The sequence below is a fragment of the Pseudorhizobium sp. NPDC055634 genome, assembly GCF_053618655.1.
Map to the genome: position 1 here is coordinate 20,668 of NZ_JBSHHW010000010.1, position 14,680 is coordinate 35,347.

Genomic DNA, 14,680 nt, shown 5'->3' on the forward strand with positions numbered 1-14,680 from the left:
CCGGCGGGCTTTGTATTATAGCCCGCCCGTCCGCGTAGACACCCTTGGAGGCAACGCGGATGGAGCGCATCGCGAGGTGTCCTCCCAGTCTCTACCATGCACAAGGTGCATTGTCGGACTCTCCAAATAACCTCGAAAGGACATGCCATGAGCCAGGAAACTTACGAGCTCAAGGCCGAGGCGCGCGAACGGGTAGGTAAGGGGTCCGCCCGTGAACTTCGCCGCAACGGTTTCATTCCTGCAGTCATCTATGGTGACAAGCAGCCCCCCGTTTCCATCGCACTGTCGACCAACGAAGTCACGAAGCGCATCCATGCCGGTGGTTTCATGACCACGATCGCGACGATCAATGTCGATGGCAAGAAGTACCAGGTCCTGCCGAAGGACTACCAGCTGGATCCCGTGCGCGACTTCACCATGCACGTCGACTTCCTGCGCGTGTCCAAGGACACCGCGGTCACCGTCGAAGTGCCGGTCCACTTCATCAACGAAGAAAAGTCCGGCATCAAGATCGGCGGCGTCCTGAACGTCGTTCGCCACACGGTCGAATTCAATTGCCCGGCCAATGCGATCCCGGAATTCATCACGGTTGACCTTGCCGGCCACAAGATCGGCGCCAGCCTTCACATCTCGCACGTCACCCTGCCGAAGGGCGTCAAGCCGGTCATCACCGACCGCGACTTCACGATCGCGACCATCGTCGCACCGGCAGGCGGCGTCGAGGAAGAACAGGCAGAAGGCGAAGCTTCCGAATAAGCTTCGGCACATTCCGACGAAGAACCCGCCCGCGTGGCGGGTTTTTTGTTTCCGCTTTCCGCAGCGATCACCCCGCAAGGCGCGAAGGGAGGAAACCGGTTGACTTCCGGCCGCGTTCGGGTGGAGAAGGCGACAACCGCTGAACACGGGCTTATTGCACATGAAGATCATCGCAGGCCTCGGCAATCCCGGCCCCAGATATTCCGGCAACCGGCACAATATCGGCTTCATGGCCGTCGACGCCATCCAGCGTCTGCCCGGGTTTGCGCCCTGGTCGAAGAAGTTCAAGGCGGAGATCTCCGAAGGCGAACTGGCCGGCGAGAAGGTCCTGCTGATGAAGCCGATGACCTTCATGAACCTCTCCGGCGAAGCCGTGGGCGAGGCAATGCGTTTCTACAAGCTCGCGCCCGGCGATATCCTCGCCATCTACGACGAACTGGACCTTCTCCCCGGCAAGGCGCGCCTCAAGACCGGCGGAGGCCATGGCGGGCACAATGGCGTCAAGTCCCTCGACGCCCACTGCGGGCGCGAATACCGCCGCCTGCGCCTCGGGATCGGCCATCCGGGCGCCAAGGAACTCGTGCACAACCACGTGCTCGGCGATTTCGCCAAGTCCGACCGCACCTGGCTGGAGCCGCTTCTCGACGCGATTGCGGACAATGCCGCCATGCTGGTGAAGGGCGAGGACCCGCAGTTCCTGAACAAGCTCGCGCTGGCCGTCGGCGACAAGCCCTCCCCATCAGCCAAGCCCGCCAAGCCGGCCAGCGCTGATGCTTCCCCCGCCCCGAAGAAGCCGGCCCAGCAGTCGCACATCCACCAGGCGAGAAACCAGAAGACCACCGTGCCGGCGACCGGGCCGATGGCCGACATGCTGAAGAAGATGTTCGGGGCCAAGGGCGACTAGCTGGAACAATCCGGACGGGCATGCTTTTTCTCCGAAAGGAGACTTCAATGCTCGATTTCTCGGTCCTTCCGCTTCCGGCGCCGGTCCATGACAGGCTGGACAATGTGGTGCAGGGCTTCTTCGCCGATGCCGGCCCGCGCTTCGACTTTGCGACGCCCCCCGGCGAGCCTGCGCTCGTGCCTGCCGATTCCGTTTCCTGGCGGATCTTCAAGAACCAGGTCGCGCTCTTCATCGGAGGCGTGGCGGCCGTCCTGCTCGAACTGGGCGAGCCGAAGGTCCGTGACGGCGTCTGGCATCACACCACGTTCCGCACCGAACCTCTGAAGCGCCTGCAGCGCACCGGCCTCGCCGCCATGGTGACGGTCTACGGCGCCAGGAGCCGGGCCGAAGCGATGATCGGCGGTGTCGTCCGCGCCCATGACCGGGTGACCGGCACCACCGCGGAAGGCGAAGCCTATCACGCCAACGATCCGGTCCTTCTCGACTGGGTGCAGGCGACTGCGGGCTTCGGCTTCATGGAGGCCTACCACCGCTACGTGCGCCCGCTGACGCAAGCCGAGCGCGACGACCTTTTCCGCGAAGCCGGACCGGCCGCCCGCCTCTACGGGGCCGTCGGATCGCCCGCGTCGGAGGCCGATTGGAACCGGATGCTGGAGGGCATGCGCGATCGCATCACCCCCTCCCTGATCGTCTTCGAGTTCCTCGACATCATGAAGCGTGTCGATGCCCTGCCGCGCATCGCAAACCCGATGCAGGTCGCGCTGGTGAAGGCGGCCGTCGAAATCCTGCCGCCCTGGGTCCCGGCAAGGCTCGGCATCGATGCCGCATACCGTCTGTCGGGCCGGGAGCGGATCGCCGTCCGGCTCGCCGCGAGCGCCGCGGACCGGCTTCTCCTGAAATCCTCGCCGCCGGTCCAGGCCTGCCGTCGGCTCGGGCTGCCGGACGATTACCTCTACCGGCCATCGCACTGATCACTCTTCGGGCTCCGTCGTGAACATCAGCGGGAAGCCGGCCTCCTTGGCGAGATCGACGGCTTCCTTCGCCTTCGTCTCGGCAATGTCCCTGGCGCAGACGACCACCACGGCCGTCCCCATCCGGTGAGCTGTCAGCATCACCCGGTAGCCGGTCTCCTCGCCCATGCGGAAGACGGCCTTGAGGACCATCACCACGAATTCGCGCGGCGTGTAGTCGTCGTTGACCAGGATGACCTTGTAGAGCTTCGGGCGCTCCAGCTTCGGCGTCGTCTTCGGCTTTGGCAGGAGAATCGTGTCGTCCTTCGTCGGCATCTGCACCTCGCAGTGACATAGGATGAACGCCTTGAAGTATGGCACCGGCGCCCGCGGCATTCAACCGCCGGGCGGTCTCGGCCCTTGACCCCCCGGGCCGTTTATCCCATAGCCAACCCAAAGATCGTCTCCAGCAACAGGTATATCTACCGATGGGTTTCAAGTGCGGCATCGTTGGCCTGCCGAATGTCGGCAAGTCGACGCTCTTCAATGCTCTGACCAAGACGGCTGCCGCACAGGCGGCCAACTATCCCTTCTGCACCATCGAGCCGAACACCGGGGAAGTGGCCGTGCCGGATCCGCGCATGCAGAAGCTCGCGGCCATCGCCGGGTCGAAGGAAATCATCCCGACCCGCATCTCCTTCGTCGATATCGCCGGCCTTGTCCGCGGCGCCTCGAAGGGTGAAGGCCTCGGCAACAAGTTCCTCGCCAACATCCGCGAAGTCGACGCAATCATCCACGTCCTGCGCTGCTTCGAGGATACCGACATCACCCACGTCGAAGGTCGCATCGACCCCGTCGGCGACGCGGAGACGATCGAGACCGAGCTGATGCTCGCCGATCTCGAAAGTCTGGAGCGCCGCGTCGAGCAGACCCGCAAGCGCGCTACCGGCAAGGACAAGGAATCGCTTGCCCAGCTTCCCGTCATGGAAGCGGTCATCAAGCTCCTGCAGGACGGAAAGCCCGCCCGGCTCCTGCTCAAGACCCTCAGCGCGGAAGAGATCGAGGTCCTCAAGGGCCTCAACCTCCTCACCTCCCACCCGGTGCTTTACGTGTGCAACGTCGCGGAGGCCGACGCCGCCACCGGCAATGCCTACACCGAAGCCGTCGCCGCCATGGCCAAGGAACAGGGCGCCGAACGCGTCATCATCTCCGCGGCCATCGAAGCCGAGGTCGCCCAGCTTCCCGAAGACGAGGCCAAGGAATTCCTGTCGGCGCTCGGCCTCGAGGAGGCCGGCCTCGACCGCCTCATTCGCGCCGGTTACCACCTGCTCGACCTGATCACCTACTTCACCGTCGGCCCCAAGGAAACGCGCGCCTGGACGATCGTGCGCGGTACCAAGGCGCCGCAGGCTGCAGGCGTCATCCATACGGATTTCGAGCGCGGCTTCATCCGTGCCTTCACCATCAGCTATGACGACTACATCGCCTACAAGGGCGAAGTGGGCGCCAAGGAAGCCGGCAAGGGCCGCGACGAAGGCAAGGAATACGTCGTCCACGACGGCGACGTGATCCACTTCCGCTTCAACACCTGAGCAGATCCCGCAGGCGCCGTCGCTTCGCCGGCGCCTGCCTTCCCCCAAGGCCCTCCGCGCTTCTTGAACTTGGCCTCCGCCCCCGCCATTGTGCCCTGCGCAATCGCCAAGAGGAAACCGGATGCCGGAACCAGAATTTCATTTCGAAGACTTTACCCAGGGCCGGGTCTTGCCCCTGGCCGAACGCATCGTCAGTGCCGAGGAGATCGTCGAATTCGCCTCCGAGTTCGACCCCCAGCCCATGCATCTCGACGAGGAAGCCGGCAAGGCGAGCGTCCTGGGCGGGCTCTCGGCCTCAGGCTGGCACACCGGCAGCATGTTCATGCGCATGATGTACGACGGATGGCTGTCGCGCTCGTCCTCGGAAGGCTCGCCCGGCGTCGAGTTCATGGACTGGAAGAAGCCCGTCCTCGCCGGCGATACGCTCTCCGGCCACTCGACGGTGGTCGCGAGCCGTGAACTCCGCTCCCGGCCCGGGATCGGCATCGTCACCTTCCTCCACGTCGTGGAGAACCAGCGCGGCGAGATCGTGATGCGGGGCGAGAACCCGATCATGATGCGCCTTCGCGCTCCGCTCGGAGGACTGGAATGAGACTGATCGAACTCAGCCCGCCGGGCAGGAAGGTGATCACCGGCACGATGACCTTCGCAGCCGAGGACATCGTCCGCTTTGCCCGCAAGTACGACCCGCAACCCTTCCATACCGATCCGGAGGCTGCCCGGCATTCCGTCTTCGGCGGGCTCTGCGCGTCCGGCTGGCACACCTGCGCCGGCTGGATGAAGACCTATATCGCCTACCGGGACGCCGAGATGGCGAGGCTTGAGGCCGAGGGCCTCACGCCTCCGAAGCTTGGCCCCTCGGCAGGCTTCAAGAAGCTGCAGTGGCTGACGCCCGTCTATGCGGGCGACAGCATCACCTATTCGATCGAACTGGTGAGCAGCCGCCCGCTCGCGTCACGCCCGGGCACGTGGCTCAACCTGACGATCAATGACGGCGTCAACCAGAACGGCGACGTCGTCATGCGCTACGACGGCACCGTGCTCGAGTTCGAATAGCTTCTGATCCTTTCGGGGGGCGTCAGTGCCCCTCGAACTCCACCAGCGTCCGCACCTCGACGCCGAGCGCCTCGAGCTTGCGGCGTCCGCCGAGATCCGGCAGGTCGATGACGAAGCAGGCCGAGACGATCTCCGCTCCCTGCTGGCGCAACAGCTTCACGGCGCCTTCCGCGGTCCCGCCCGTGGCGATCAGGTCGTCCGTCAGGATCACCTTCTCGCCCGGCTTCACCGCATCCACGTGCATCTCCATCTCGTCGGTGCCGTATTCCAGGCTGTAGGAGACCCGTACAGTGTCGTGCGGCAGCTTGCCCTTCTTGCGGATCGGCACGAAGCCGGCCGAGAGCTGGTGGGCGAGCGCGCCGCCGAGGATGAAGCCGCGCGCCTCGATGCCGGCAATCTTGTCGACGCCCTGCCCCGCATAGGGCCGCACGAGCTCGTCCACCGTCTGGCGAAAGGCGCGCGCGTCACCGAGCAGGGTCGTGATGTCTCGGAAGATCACGCCCGGTTTCGGATAGTCCACGATCGAGCGGACGCAGGCGGCGAGGTCTATGGGCTTTGTCATGGTGTTCCGGGCTTGCTGGAAAGGTTTGGCTGGAGGAAGCCTAGCGATTTATCGGGCCGCCCCCAACAGAAAAAGGCGGCCCCAGGGCCGCCTTTGATGGATTGCCGGGGCCGGGCCCTCAGTGTTCCTTGTTCGCGTAGACCGACTTCTTCGTCAGGTAGATCAGGCCGGTGAAGATCACCAGGAAGACCATGACCATGAAGCCCGTCCGCTTGCGGTCTTCCAGATGCGGCTCGGCGGCCCACATCAGGAACGCCGAGACGTCCTTGGAGTACTGGTCGAGCGTTTCCGGCGAACCGTCGTCGTAGGTGACCTGTCCGTCCGACAGCGGCGGCGCCATGGCAAGCGAGGCGGACGCGATGAAGTACGGGTTGTAGTAGGTGCCTTCCGGCACTTCCACGCCTTCCGGCGGTTCCTGGTAACCGGTCAGCAGCGAGTAGATGTAGTCCGCGCCGCCTTCCTGGTACTGGGTGAAGATGTCGGAGACGAACAGCGGGAAGCCGCGGGTCACGCCGCGCGCCTTGGCGATCAGCGAGAAGTCCGGCGGGGCTGCGCCGTTGTTGGATGCGGCGGCAGCCTGCGGGTTGGCGAACGGCGGCGGGAAGTAGTCCGACGGAACCGCGGTCCGTTCGAACATGTCGCCATCGTCGTTGGGGCCGTCGGTGACCTGGTAGTTGGCCGCGAAGGCCTTAACCTGCTCTTCGGAGTAGCCGAGGTCTTCCAGCGTACGGAAGGATACCAGCGACATGGAGTGGCAGGCGGCGCAGACTTCCGTGTAGATCTTCAGGCCGCGCTGCAGCTGTCCCTTGTCGTACTGGCCGAACGGACCGGCGAAGCTCCAGTCCACTTCCCGCGGCTTGACCAGCGGGTAGTGGGGAGTTGCGCCTTCCGCGTGCTCGCCCTCTGCCGCTACGGCGGAGAAACCGAGACCTGCGACGAAGGCCAGCGAAAGGATGCTTGTAACAAGCTTTTTCATGACTGTTTTTTCCCTATCGGTCTCGGCTATCGAACGCTCGCTTCGCCAGGGGCGAGCTTTTCCATGTCGGACTTGTTCTGCTTCGCCAGTACCGCTTCCGTGATGGAGTTCGGAATGCGGCGCGGCGTTTCGAACAGGCCGAGCAGCGGCATGATCACCAGGAAGAAGCCGAAGTAGTACAGGGTGCCGAGCTGCGACAGGATGACGTAGATGCCTTCCGCGGGCATGGCGCCGAGCCAGCCGAGAAGAATGCAGTCCGCGACGAAGATCCAGAAGAACAGCTTGTACCACGGACGATAGACGGCCGAGCGAACCTTGGAAGTATCGAGCCAGGGCAGGAAGAACAGCACGATGATCGAGCCGAACATGACGAGCACGCCGCCGAGCTTGGAGTCGATCGGGCCGATGTTGAAGGTGATGGCGCGCAGCATCGCGTAGAACGGCAGGTAGTACCATTCCGGAACGATGTGGGCCGGGGTCTTCAGGGCATCCGCCGGAATGTAGTTGTCCGGGTGGCCGAGATAGTTCGGCATGTAGAAGACGAACCATGCGTAGACGATCAGGAAGACCGACACGCCGAGCGCATCCTTCAGCGTCGCGTAGGGGGTGAAGGGGACGGTGTCCGTCTTGGTCTTCACCTCGACGCCGGTCGGATTCGTCTGGCCGGTGACGTGCAGCGCCCAGATGTGCAGGATGACGACGCCGGCGATCATGAACGGCAGCAGGTAGTGCAGCGAGAAGAAGCGGTTCAGCGTCGGCTGGTCGACGGCGAAGCCGCCGAGCAGGAACTGCTGGATCCATTCGCCCACCAGCGGGAAGGCCGAGAAGAAGCCGGTGATGACGGTCGCGCCCCAGAAGGACATCTGCCCCCAGGGAAGGACGTAGCCCATGAAGCCTGTTGCCATCATCAGCAGGTAGATGACCACGCCGAGGATCCAGAGGATTTCGCGCGGAGCCTTGTACGAGCCGTAGTAGAGGCCGCGGGCGATGTGCAGGTAGACGGCGATGAAGAAGAAGGACGCGCCATTGGCGTGCATGTAGCGCAGCAGCCAACCGTGGTTGACGTCGCGCATGATCTTCTCGACCGAGTTGAAGGCGACGGTCGTTTCGGCGGCATAGTGCATGGCCAGCACGATGCCCGTCAGGATCTGGACGATGAGCATCACCGACAGCATGGCGCCGAAGGTGTAGGCATAGTTCAGGTTGCGGGGAACCGGGTATGAAACGAAGCTGTCATGGATCATGCGCGGCAGCGGAAGCCGCGAGTCGATCCATTTCTCGATGCCGGTAGACGGCTGGTATGTGGAATGACCGCTCATTAATAAGAACCCCTCACCCGATCTGGATCACTGTGTCGGACGTAAACGTGAAAGTCGGCACCGGCAGGTTGGTCGGCGCGGGACCCTTACGGATGCGCCCTGCGGTGTCGTAGTGCGAACCGTGGCAAGGACAGAACCATCCACCGAAATCGCCGGCCTGGCCCAGCGGGACGCAGCCGAGGTGGGTGCAGGAGCCGATCATGACGATCCAGTTCTCCTTGCCCTCGCCGGCCGAACGGTCGATGTCCGTTGCCTGCGCGTCGGCGGGAAGGTTGTCGTTGCGTGCAATCGGGTCCTTCAGTTCCTCGAGGGCCACGGCATTCGCGGCTTCGATTTCCTGCTCGGTACGGTTGCGGATGAAGACCGGCTTGCCGCGCCACTTGACCGTCAGCGACATGCCCGGCTCGACGGCCGAGACGTCGACCTCAATCGAGGCGAGCGCCAGCGTGGAAGCGTCCGGCCGCATCTGATCAATGAACGGCCAGGCCACGGCTGCGGCGCCGACGACGCCCGCCACCCCGGTGGTCAGGTAAAGGAAATCACGGCGAGTGGGCTCGCCCAGTGTTTCGCTGTGTGTCTCGTGCTCGCTCACGGCTCAAACATCCTTCTCACGCATTTCGCGAAAACCCGCATATGCCCCCAAGCCAGGGATGTGGATCTGGTCACAATTCGGACACAGATTCCCCGGCAATCCGGCGCCTTCTATGCCTGATCGCAAATTATGTCCAGTCTTGGCAAGTGCATAGAAGCCAGTTTGTCGCGGCCTTTCCGCAGGTTTTCCGGGCCTGTTGCATGTGCGGCGATACCCCTCCTCGCCCACTTTCCCGACATCCCTGCCGCCGCCTCCCGTCGTTGGCCCGGATGGCGCGGTCTCGTTGCGGCGCAGCAATCGCCATGCTAGGTCCGCAGGGCGGGAGCAAGAGTGGGAACGGGCAGGATGAGGTATTTTCTGTCGGTGGCGATATGCGTCATCGTGTCGCTCGTGCTCTTGGCGATTGCCGCCCGCTACCTCGGCGGCGCCTGGGTTTTCGCGACCGTCCACAGCCTGCAGTTTCACCTGGCGATCCTCTGCGCCCTGGCGACCCTTCTCGCCCTCCTCCTCGACCGCAGCCTCTATGGCGGCCTGCTGCTCGCGGCATCGCTCGCGCTCGGGCTCCATGCCCTGTGGATGACCGGCGAGATGGTTCAGCGTCCGTTCGACGAGAGTGCCGGACTGCCACCGCTCAGGCTGATGTCCTTCAACGTCCTGTGGGATAATTACGAGAATGCCGGCGCGATCCGCGACATGATCCTGGCGTCCGGAGCAGACGTGGTGAACGTGCTCGAGGCCGAGCCGCTGCTCGGCGAACTGGCCGCCCTGTCGCGGGTCTATCCCTACCGCATCGGCTGCGGCGAGATGACGACCACCTGCGACCTCATGGTGCTCTCCAAGACTCCCCTCCGCCGGCCCTCCGTCCACTCGCTCAGCAGCCTTTTCGAACAGCGGATGATCCTCTCGGACATCTCCTGGCACGGGCAGACCATCCACATGGCGGCCATCCATACCACCAAGCCCTATTTCGACGACTTCCAGACCTTCGAGCTGACCAATGCCGCAAGGCTCCTCCAGCGGATCGAGGGCCCGCTTCTCGTCGCGGGCGACTTCAACGCGTCGAGCATCGCGCCGAACGTCCGCACCTTCCTGCGCTGGAACGGGCTTCGCACCGCGCCCTTCGAACCGCCGACCTGGCCCTCCTGGGCCGGCTGGTTCGGCGTCCCGATCGACCATGTCTACGTGCGTGAACCGCTCCGCATACGCTCGCTGGAGCGGCTCCCGTCCGCCATGGGCTCCAACCACTACGGGCTGATGGCGGAAATCGTGCTTGCCCGCTGACGGCTTCTACTGCGCCGCATCAGCGGCGAGGAACCCGCCCGACTGGCGCGCCCACAGATCCGCATAGATGCCGTTCGCCGCCACGAGCTCGGCATGCGTCCCCTGCTCGACGATGCGTCCCTCGTCCATGACGATCAGGCGGTCGAGCGCGGCGATCGTCGAAAGGCGATGGGCGATGGCGAGCACGGTCTTTCCCTGCATCAGCCGCTCGAGATTGGACTGGATGGCGGCTTCCGCTTCGGAATCGAGCGCCGAGGTCGCCTCGTCGAGCACCAGGATCGGTGCGTTCTTCAGCATGACGCGGGCAATTGCGATGCGCTGTCGCTGGCCGCCGGAAAGCTTGACGCCCCGCTCGCCCACATGCGCGTCATATCCCTTGCGGCCGCGCTGGTCCTCCAGATCGGCGATGAAGCCGTCGGCCTCGGCGCGTCGCGCGGCCTCGCGCAGCTGCTCCTCGCTCGCATCCGGCTTGCCGAACAGGATATTGTCGCGGATCGACCGGTGCAGCAGCGACGTATCCTGCGTGACCATGCCGATCTGCGCCCGCAGCGATTCCTGCGTCACCTGCGAGATATCCTGGCCATCGATCAGGATGCGGCCCTTGTCGACCTCGTAGAAGCGCAGCAGCAGGTTGACCAGCGTCGATTTTCCGGCTCCCGACCGCCCGACGATGCCGAGCTTCTCGCCCGGCCGGACCGTCAGCGACAGGTCGTTGATGACGCCCCTGCCGTTGCCGTAGTGGAAGCCGACATGCTCGAAGCGGATCTCCGGCGCGCGGACGGTCAGCGTCCCGGCGTCCGGCCTGTCGACGAGGCCGGTCGGCTGTGAGATGAGTTCGGCAGAATTCTGGATGGTCCCCAGATTGCGCATCACCCCGTTCAGCTGCGTCATCAGCCGGCCGAGAAGGAAGTTCAGGCGCAGGATCAGCGCCATGGTGAAGGCCACGGCTCCGGAACTGATCAGTCCGCCGAGCCACAAGTGGATGGTGAGCGCCCCCGTCATCACGATCATCGTGCTCGACAGCAGCGCCATGGAGGCGCGAACGCCGGTCAGGAGCCGCGTGAAGCGCAGGATCGTCGCCTGGAAGCTCTCGAAGCCGGAACGCATGTAGCGGTCGTTGGCCTCGTCGCTGCCGAACAGGCGGAGCGTCTGGATGTTGGAAAAGGAATCGACCATGCGCCCGCTGATCATCGATCCCGCCTCGGCCGAAAGTTTCGCGTTCTCCCGGATGCGCGGGATGAAATATCGCGCCAGGAAGCCGAAGAGGACGAGCCAGGCGAGCACGACTGCGGCGAGCCTCAGGTCCAGCTGCGCCACCAGCACCAGTGTCGAGACCGAATAGATCAGCACGAACCAGAGGCTTTCCATCATCGTCGTCAGGACGTCGCCCGTCGCCTGCCCCGCCGACCATACCTTGGTGACGATCCGGCCGGAAAAGTCGTTCTGGAAGAACGAAAGCGACTGCCGCGACACGTGGACATAGGACTGCCAGCGGACGAGGTTGTAGAAGCCTGGCGTGATGATCTGCTGATCGACGAGCGCCGTCAGCGCCGCGATGACGAAGCGTGCGAGACCGATGACCGCCACCATCAGCAGCAGTTCGCCTCCGTGCGCCGCCATCAGCCCGGACCAGCCGCCCGACCGTTCGACCCCGGCGAGGATGTCGACGATGCGCCCGACGAACCAGAACATCGCCGCCTCGACGCCGGCCGCCGCGCCGCCGAGCACGAGCATGGCGAGGAACGGCAGCTTGGCCTGGCGGACGTAGAACCAGATGAAACCCACGAGCCCGGAGGGTGGCGCAAGCTCCTCCCGGCGTTCGAAGGGCCGGATCCAGTTCTCGAAATAGCGGAGGATGGAGGTGATCATGGCCGCCATATAGTCTCCCCCGCCCGGCAGGAAAAGTCGCGGGCGGGAGAGAGCCCTCTATTCCGCCGCCGCCTCCTCGGCTTCCTGCTCCGCAAGAAAGCCTCCCGACTGGCGGCTCCAGAGATCGGCATAGATCCCGCCCGAGGCTGCAAGCTCCTGATGCGTTCCCATCTCGACGATGCGGCCCTTGTCGAGCACGATCAGCCGGTCCATCTCCGTTAGCGTCGAAAGTCGGTGGGCGATCGCGATGACCGTCTTGCCCTGCATCAGCGCGAAGAGGTTCTCCTGGATCGCCGCCTCGACCTCCGAATCGAGCGCCGATGTCGCCTCGTCGAGGATCAGGATGGGCGCATCCTTCAGGAAGACGCGGGCGATCGCGATGCGCTGCCGCTGTCCGCCGGAGAGCTTGACGCCGCGTTCGCCGACATGGGCGTCCAGTCCCCTCCTGCCCTGCATGTCGGACAGGCCCTGGATGAACTCCCAGGCGTTGGCCCGCTTTGCCGCCTCGATGATTTCGGCATCGGTCGCCTCCGGCTTGCCGTAGGCGATGTTGTCGCGGATCGAACGGTGCAGGAGCGAGGTGTCCTGCGTCACGACGCCGATCATCGAGCGCAGGCTCTCCTGCGAGACCTGCGAGATATCCTGGCCGTCGATCGTGATACGGCCGGCCTCGAGGTCGTAGAAGCGCAGCAGCAGGTTCATCAGCGTCGTCTTGCCGGCGCCGGAACGTCCCACCAGGCCGACCTTCTCGCCCGCCGCGATGTCGAGGTTAAGGTTGTCGATCACGCCGTTCTTCTTGCCGTAGTGGAAGCGTACGTTCTCGTAGCGGATATGGCCCTTCTTCGCCTGGAGTTCCGGGGCGTTCGGCTTGTCCGTCACCTCGTGCGGCTTCGTCATCATCGACATGCCGTCATAGACGGTGCCAACCGCCTCGAAGAGCGCCGAGACTTCCCACATGATCCACTGCGACATGCCGTTGATGCGCATGGCAAGGCCGACCGCGACGGCGACCGATCCGACCGACACCTCGCCCGTCAGCCAGAAGGCGATGCTTGCCGCCGCCACCGCGAAGATCGTCACGGCATTGTTGATGTCGACCCAGATGTTGAGGAGCGAGATCTGCCGCATCTGCCGGTGGACGGTGCCGAGGAACTGGTCCATGCCTTCGCGGGCACAGGTTTCCTCCCGCCCCGCATGGGAGAAGAGCTTCACCGTGCCGATATTCGTGTAGCTGTCGACGATGCGGCCCGTCATCAGCGAGCGCGCGTCGGCCTGCTCGCTGGAAAGCTTCCGGAGCTTCGGAATGAAATGCCACAGGATGAGGCTGTAGAAGACGAACCACAGCACGAGGGGCACGACCAGCCGCCAGTCGACGACGATCACCAGCGCCAGCATCGAGACGAAGAAGCTGATCGCATAGACGAAGACGTCGATGATCTTCATGACCGTCTCGCGGATCGCAAGCGAGGTCTGCATGACCTTGGTCGAGACGCGGCCGGCGAATTCGTTGGCGAAGAAGGTCATGGAGTGGCGAAGCAGGAAGCGGTGCATCTGCCAGCGGGCGATCATCGGGAAGTTGCCCGCCAGAACCTGGTGCATCGTCATCGTGTGCAGGGCGCCGGCGAGCGGCAGGACCACCAGCAGCACGAAACCCATCCAGAAGAGCCGACCGCCCTCCTGCTCCAGGAAGGTGGCGCGGTCGGCGTCCGACAGCCAGTCGATGATGTTGCCGAGGAACTGGTAGAGGAAGACTTCCGCGATGGCGATCACCATCGAGCAGATCCCGAGCACCAGGAGCCAGGGCGCCGTCGGCTTCGTATAGTACCAGCAGAAGGCGAACAGACCCTTCGGCGGAAGGCCGGGCGGGTCCTGCGGATAGGGGTCGACGCGACGTTCGAACCACGAAAACATCGTCATTCTCCAGAAACGACAGGCCCGGTCCGGGCTTCGGGCGTCTTTTGCGCGGGAAGCGGAACGGGCGGAACGGAAAACGAGGCCGCGTACGGCCGCGAGGAGATCAGGAGCGGAGAGGAAGGCGGAAGACCGCGATACGCCTAGGCCGGAAAGCGGATTGCCCGTGGCAGAAGGCGGGTATTCACGGCAATATCCATGCGGCCCTCCTCGGGCTGGCGTTGCAGACGGGGTCTTGTAGCGCCGTTTGCGGGAATTTGGAAGGGACAATCGCCCCGCCCGAGCGACCGCGCCACCGATCACTGCCGCCTTCCGCGGGCCCGCGGCAGCGCTCCACCGCAGCGTCCGACTTTGACTGCGGATGAGCGATCGCCTATGGGCAGATCATGTCGGACCTTCACATCGCCCTCTACCAGCCTGATATTCCGGGCAATACGGGAACCATCCTGCGGCTCTCGGCCTGCCTCGGGCTGAAGGTGCACATCATCGAGCCGGCCGGTTTCGACATCTCCGACCGCAACCTCAAGCGGGCCGGGATGGACTATCTCGCCAGCGCCTCGCTCACCCGGCACGTCAACTGGCAGGCGTTCGAGGACTGGCGGCAGTCCTCCGGGCGACGGCTCGTCCTCGCCTCCACCAAGGCCGCCCTGCCCTATGTGGACTTCGGCTTCCGTCCCGACGACGTGCTCCTCTTCGGCCGCGAGAGCGCCGGGGTGCCCGACCATGTCCACGACAGCGCCGACGCCCGCATCCTCATCCCGATGGTCGAGGGCCAGCGGTCGATCAACGTCGCCATGTCGGCGGCCATGATCGCCGGAGAGGCGCTTCGTCAGACCGACTGGGCCTGAAAACCGGGCCTCGCGCAAAACTTGCGCCGGAACATCTTCCTTAACCGGTCGTCCTGCATATTTT

At 64.4% G+C, this 14,680-nt stretch carries 15 protein-coding genes; 8 read left to right on the top strand and 7 right to left on the bottom strand.

Features of this window, described 5'->3' with window-relative positions:
* Positions 1–147 precede the first annotated feature (147 nt).
* The 3 genes from ACWGPT_RS16035 (at position 148) to ACWGPT_RS16045 (ending at position 2,631) form a co-directional block, all read left to right on the top strand.
* Positions 148–756 (top strand): 50S ribosomal protein L25/general stress protein Ctc, encoded by a 609-nt coding sequence (locus tag ACWGPT_RS16035; protein WP_452606626.1) that lies wholly within the window; start codon positions 148–150, stop codon positions 754–756.
* 160 nt (positions 757–916) lie between these two features.
* Positions 917–1,660: an aminoacyl-tRNA hydrolase gene (pth, locus tag ACWGPT_RS16040; protein WP_452606627.1), complete on the top strand. Its 744-nt coding sequence runs from the start codon at positions 917–919 to the stop codon at positions 1,658–1,660.
* A 47-nt stretch (positions 1,661–1,707) separates the two neighbouring features.
* Positions 1,708–2,631, top strand: coding sequence for an oxygenase MpaB family protein (locus tag ACWGPT_RS16045; RefSeq protein WP_452606628.1), 924 nt, complete (start codon positions 1,708–1,710; stop codon positions 2,629–2,631).
* Here the strand turns inward: ACWGPT_RS16045 and clpS are convergent, their stop codons facing one another.
* Positions 2,632–2,946: an ATP-dependent Clp protease adapter ClpS gene (gene clpS, locus ACWGPT_RS16050; RefSeq protein ID WP_452606629.1), complete on the bottom strand. Its 315-nt coding sequence runs from the start codon at positions 2,944–2,946 to the stop codon at positions 2,632–2,634. It lies immediately after the preceding gene.
* Between the two features lie 152 nt (positions 2,947–3,098).
* Here clpS and ychF point away from each other — a divergent pair, with 152 nt between their 5' ends.
* The 3 genes from ychF to ACWGPT_RS16065 all read left to right on the top strand — a co-directional run bounded on the left by ychF (position 3,099) and on the right by ACWGPT_RS16065 (position 5,258).
* Complete coding sequence (gene ychF / locus ACWGPT_RS16055) at positions 3,099–4,202, top strand: redox-regulated ATPase YchF (protein WP_452606630.1); 1,104 nt, start codon at positions 3,099–3,101, stop codon at positions 4,200–4,202.
* Between the two features lie 121 nt (positions 4,203–4,323).
* Positions 4,324–4,794 carry a MaoC family dehydratase gene (locus ACWGPT_RS16060; protein WP_452606631.1) on the top strand — a complete coding sequence of 157 codons (471 nt, stop codon included), beginning with the start codon at positions 4,324–4,326 and terminating at the stop codon, positions 4,792–4,794.
* Positions 4,791–5,258, top strand: a complete 468-nt coding sequence (locus ACWGPT_RS16065) for a MaoC family dehydratase (RefSeq protein WP_452606632.1) — start codon at positions 4,791–4,793, stop codon at positions 5,256–5,258. Before ACWGPT_RS16060 ends, ACWGPT_RS16065 begins: the two co-directional genes overlap by 4 nt.
* 22 nt (positions 5,259–5,280) lie before the next feature.
* Here the strand turns inward: ACWGPT_RS16065 and ACWGPT_RS16070 are convergent, their stop codons facing one another.
* The 4 genes from ACWGPT_RS16070 to petA form a co-directional block, all read right to left on the bottom strand.
* Complete coding sequence (locus tag ACWGPT_RS16070) at positions 5,281–5,820, bottom strand: adenine phosphoribosyltransferase (RefSeq protein ID WP_452606633.1); 540 nt, start codon at positions 5,818–5,820, stop codon at positions 5,281–5,283.
* Positions 5,821–5,938: 118 nt separating this feature from the next.
* Complete coding sequence (locus ACWGPT_RS16075; RefSeq protein ID WP_452606634.1) at positions 5,939–6,796, bottom strand: cytochrome c1; 858 nt, start codon at positions 6,794–6,796, stop codon at positions 5,939–5,941.
* A 26-nt stretch (positions 6,797–6,822) separates the two neighbouring features.
* Positions 6,823–8,115, bottom strand: a complete 1,293-nt coding sequence (locus ACWGPT_RS16080; protein WP_452606635.1) for a cytochrome b — start codon at positions 8,113–8,115, stop codon at positions 6,823–6,825.
* A gap of 13 nt (positions 8,116–8,128) precedes the next feature.
* Positions 8,129–8,707, bottom strand: coding sequence for a ubiquinol-cytochrome c reductase iron-sulfur subunit (petA, locus tag ACWGPT_RS16085; RefSeq protein ID WP_452606636.1), 579 nt, complete (start codon positions 8,705–8,707; stop codon positions 8,129–8,131).
* A 345-nt stretch (positions 8,708–9,052) separates the two neighbouring features.
* On the opposite strand from petA, the gene ACWGPT_RS16090 reads away from it, so the two are divergent.
* Positions 9,053–9,988, top strand: a complete 936-nt coding sequence (locus ACWGPT_RS16090) for an endonuclease/exonuclease/phosphatase family protein (protein WP_452606637.1) — start codon at positions 9,053–9,055, stop codon at positions 9,986–9,988.
* A 6-nt stretch (positions 9,989–9,994) separates the two neighbouring features.
* Here the strand turns inward: ACWGPT_RS16090 and ACWGPT_RS16095 are convergent, their stop codons facing one another.
* Together ACWGPT_RS16095 and ACWGPT_RS16100 are read right to left on the bottom strand one after the other, a co-directional pair.
* Positions 9,995–11,866: an ABC transporter ATP-binding protein gene (locus ACWGPT_RS16095; protein ID WP_452606638.1), complete on the bottom strand. Its 1,872-nt coding sequence runs from the start codon at positions 11,864–11,866 to the stop codon at positions 9,995–9,997.
* 48 nt (positions 11,867–11,914) lie between these two features.
* Positions 11,915–13,768: an ABC transporter ATP-binding protein gene (locus ACWGPT_RS16100; protein ID WP_452606639.1), complete on the bottom strand. Its 1,854-nt coding sequence runs from the start codon at positions 13,766–13,768 to the stop codon at positions 11,915–11,917.
* Between the two features lie 386 nt (positions 13,769–14,154).
* Between ACWGPT_RS16100 and ACWGPT_RS16105 the strand changes: the two genes are divergently transcribed.
* Complete coding sequence (locus ACWGPT_RS16105; RefSeq protein WP_452606640.1) at positions 14,155–14,616, top strand: tRNA (cytidine(34)-2'-O)-methyltransferase; 462 nt, start codon at positions 14,155–14,157, stop codon at positions 14,614–14,616.
* Positions 14,617–14,680: the final 64 nt, after the last annotated feature.

Excerpts from the sequence above, each read along its gene's own strand:
- ACWGPT_RS16035 (WP_452606626.1), top strand. The coding sequence starts at position 148 with ATGAGCCAGGAAACTTACGAGCTCAAGGCCGAGGCGCGCGAACGGGTA.
- pth (WP_452606627.1), top strand. The coding sequence starts at position 917 with ATGAAGATCATCGCAGGCCTCGGCAATCCCGGCCCCAGATATTCCGGC.
- ACWGPT_RS16045 (WP_452606628.1), top strand. The coding sequence starts at position 1,708 with ATGCTCGATTTCTCGGTCCTTCCGCTTCCGGCGCCGGTCCATGACAGG.
- clpS (WP_452606629.1), bottom strand. The coding sequence starts at position 2,946 with ATGCCGACGAAGGACGACACGATTCTCCTGCCAAAGCCGAAGACGACG.
- ychF (WP_452606630.1), top strand. The coding sequence starts at position 3,099 with ATGGGTTTCAAGTGCGGCATCGTTGGCCTGCCGAATGTCGGCAAGTCG.
- ACWGPT_RS16060 (WP_452606631.1), top strand. The coding sequence starts at position 4,324 with ATGCCGGAACCAGAATTTCATTTCGAAGACTTTACCCAGGGCCGGGTC.
- ACWGPT_RS16065 (WP_452606632.1), top strand. The coding sequence starts at position 4,791 with ATGAGACTGATCGAACTCAGCCCGCCGGGCAGGAAGGTGATCACCGGC.
- ACWGPT_RS16070 (WP_452606633.1), bottom strand. The coding sequence starts at position 5,820 with ATGACAAAGCCCATAGACCTCGCCGCCTGCGTCCGCTCGATCGTGGAC.
- ACWGPT_RS16075 (WP_452606634.1), bottom strand. The coding sequence starts at position 6,796 with ATGAAAAAGCTTGTTACAAGCATCCTTTCGCTGGCCTTCGTCGCAGGT.
- ACWGPT_RS16080 (WP_452606635.1), bottom strand. The coding sequence starts at position 8,115 with ATGAGCGGTCATTCCACATACCAGCCGTCTACCGGCATCGAGAAATGG.
- ACWGPT_RS16090 (WP_452606637.1), top strand. The coding sequence starts at position 9,053 with ATGAGGTATTTTCTGTCGGTGGCGATATGCGTCATCGTGTCGCTCGTG.
- ACWGPT_RS16095 (WP_452606638.1), bottom strand. The coding sequence starts at position 11,866 with ATGGCGGCCATGATCACCTCCATCCTCCGCTATTTCGAGAACTGGATC.
- ACWGPT_RS16100 (WP_452606639.1), bottom strand. The coding sequence starts at position 13,768 with ATGTTTTCGTGGTTCGAACGTCGCGTCGACCCCTATCCGCAGGACCCG.
- ACWGPT_RS16105 (WP_452606640.1), top strand. The coding sequence starts at position 14,155 with ATGTCGGACCTTCACATCGCCCTCTACCAGCCTGATATTCCGGGCAAT.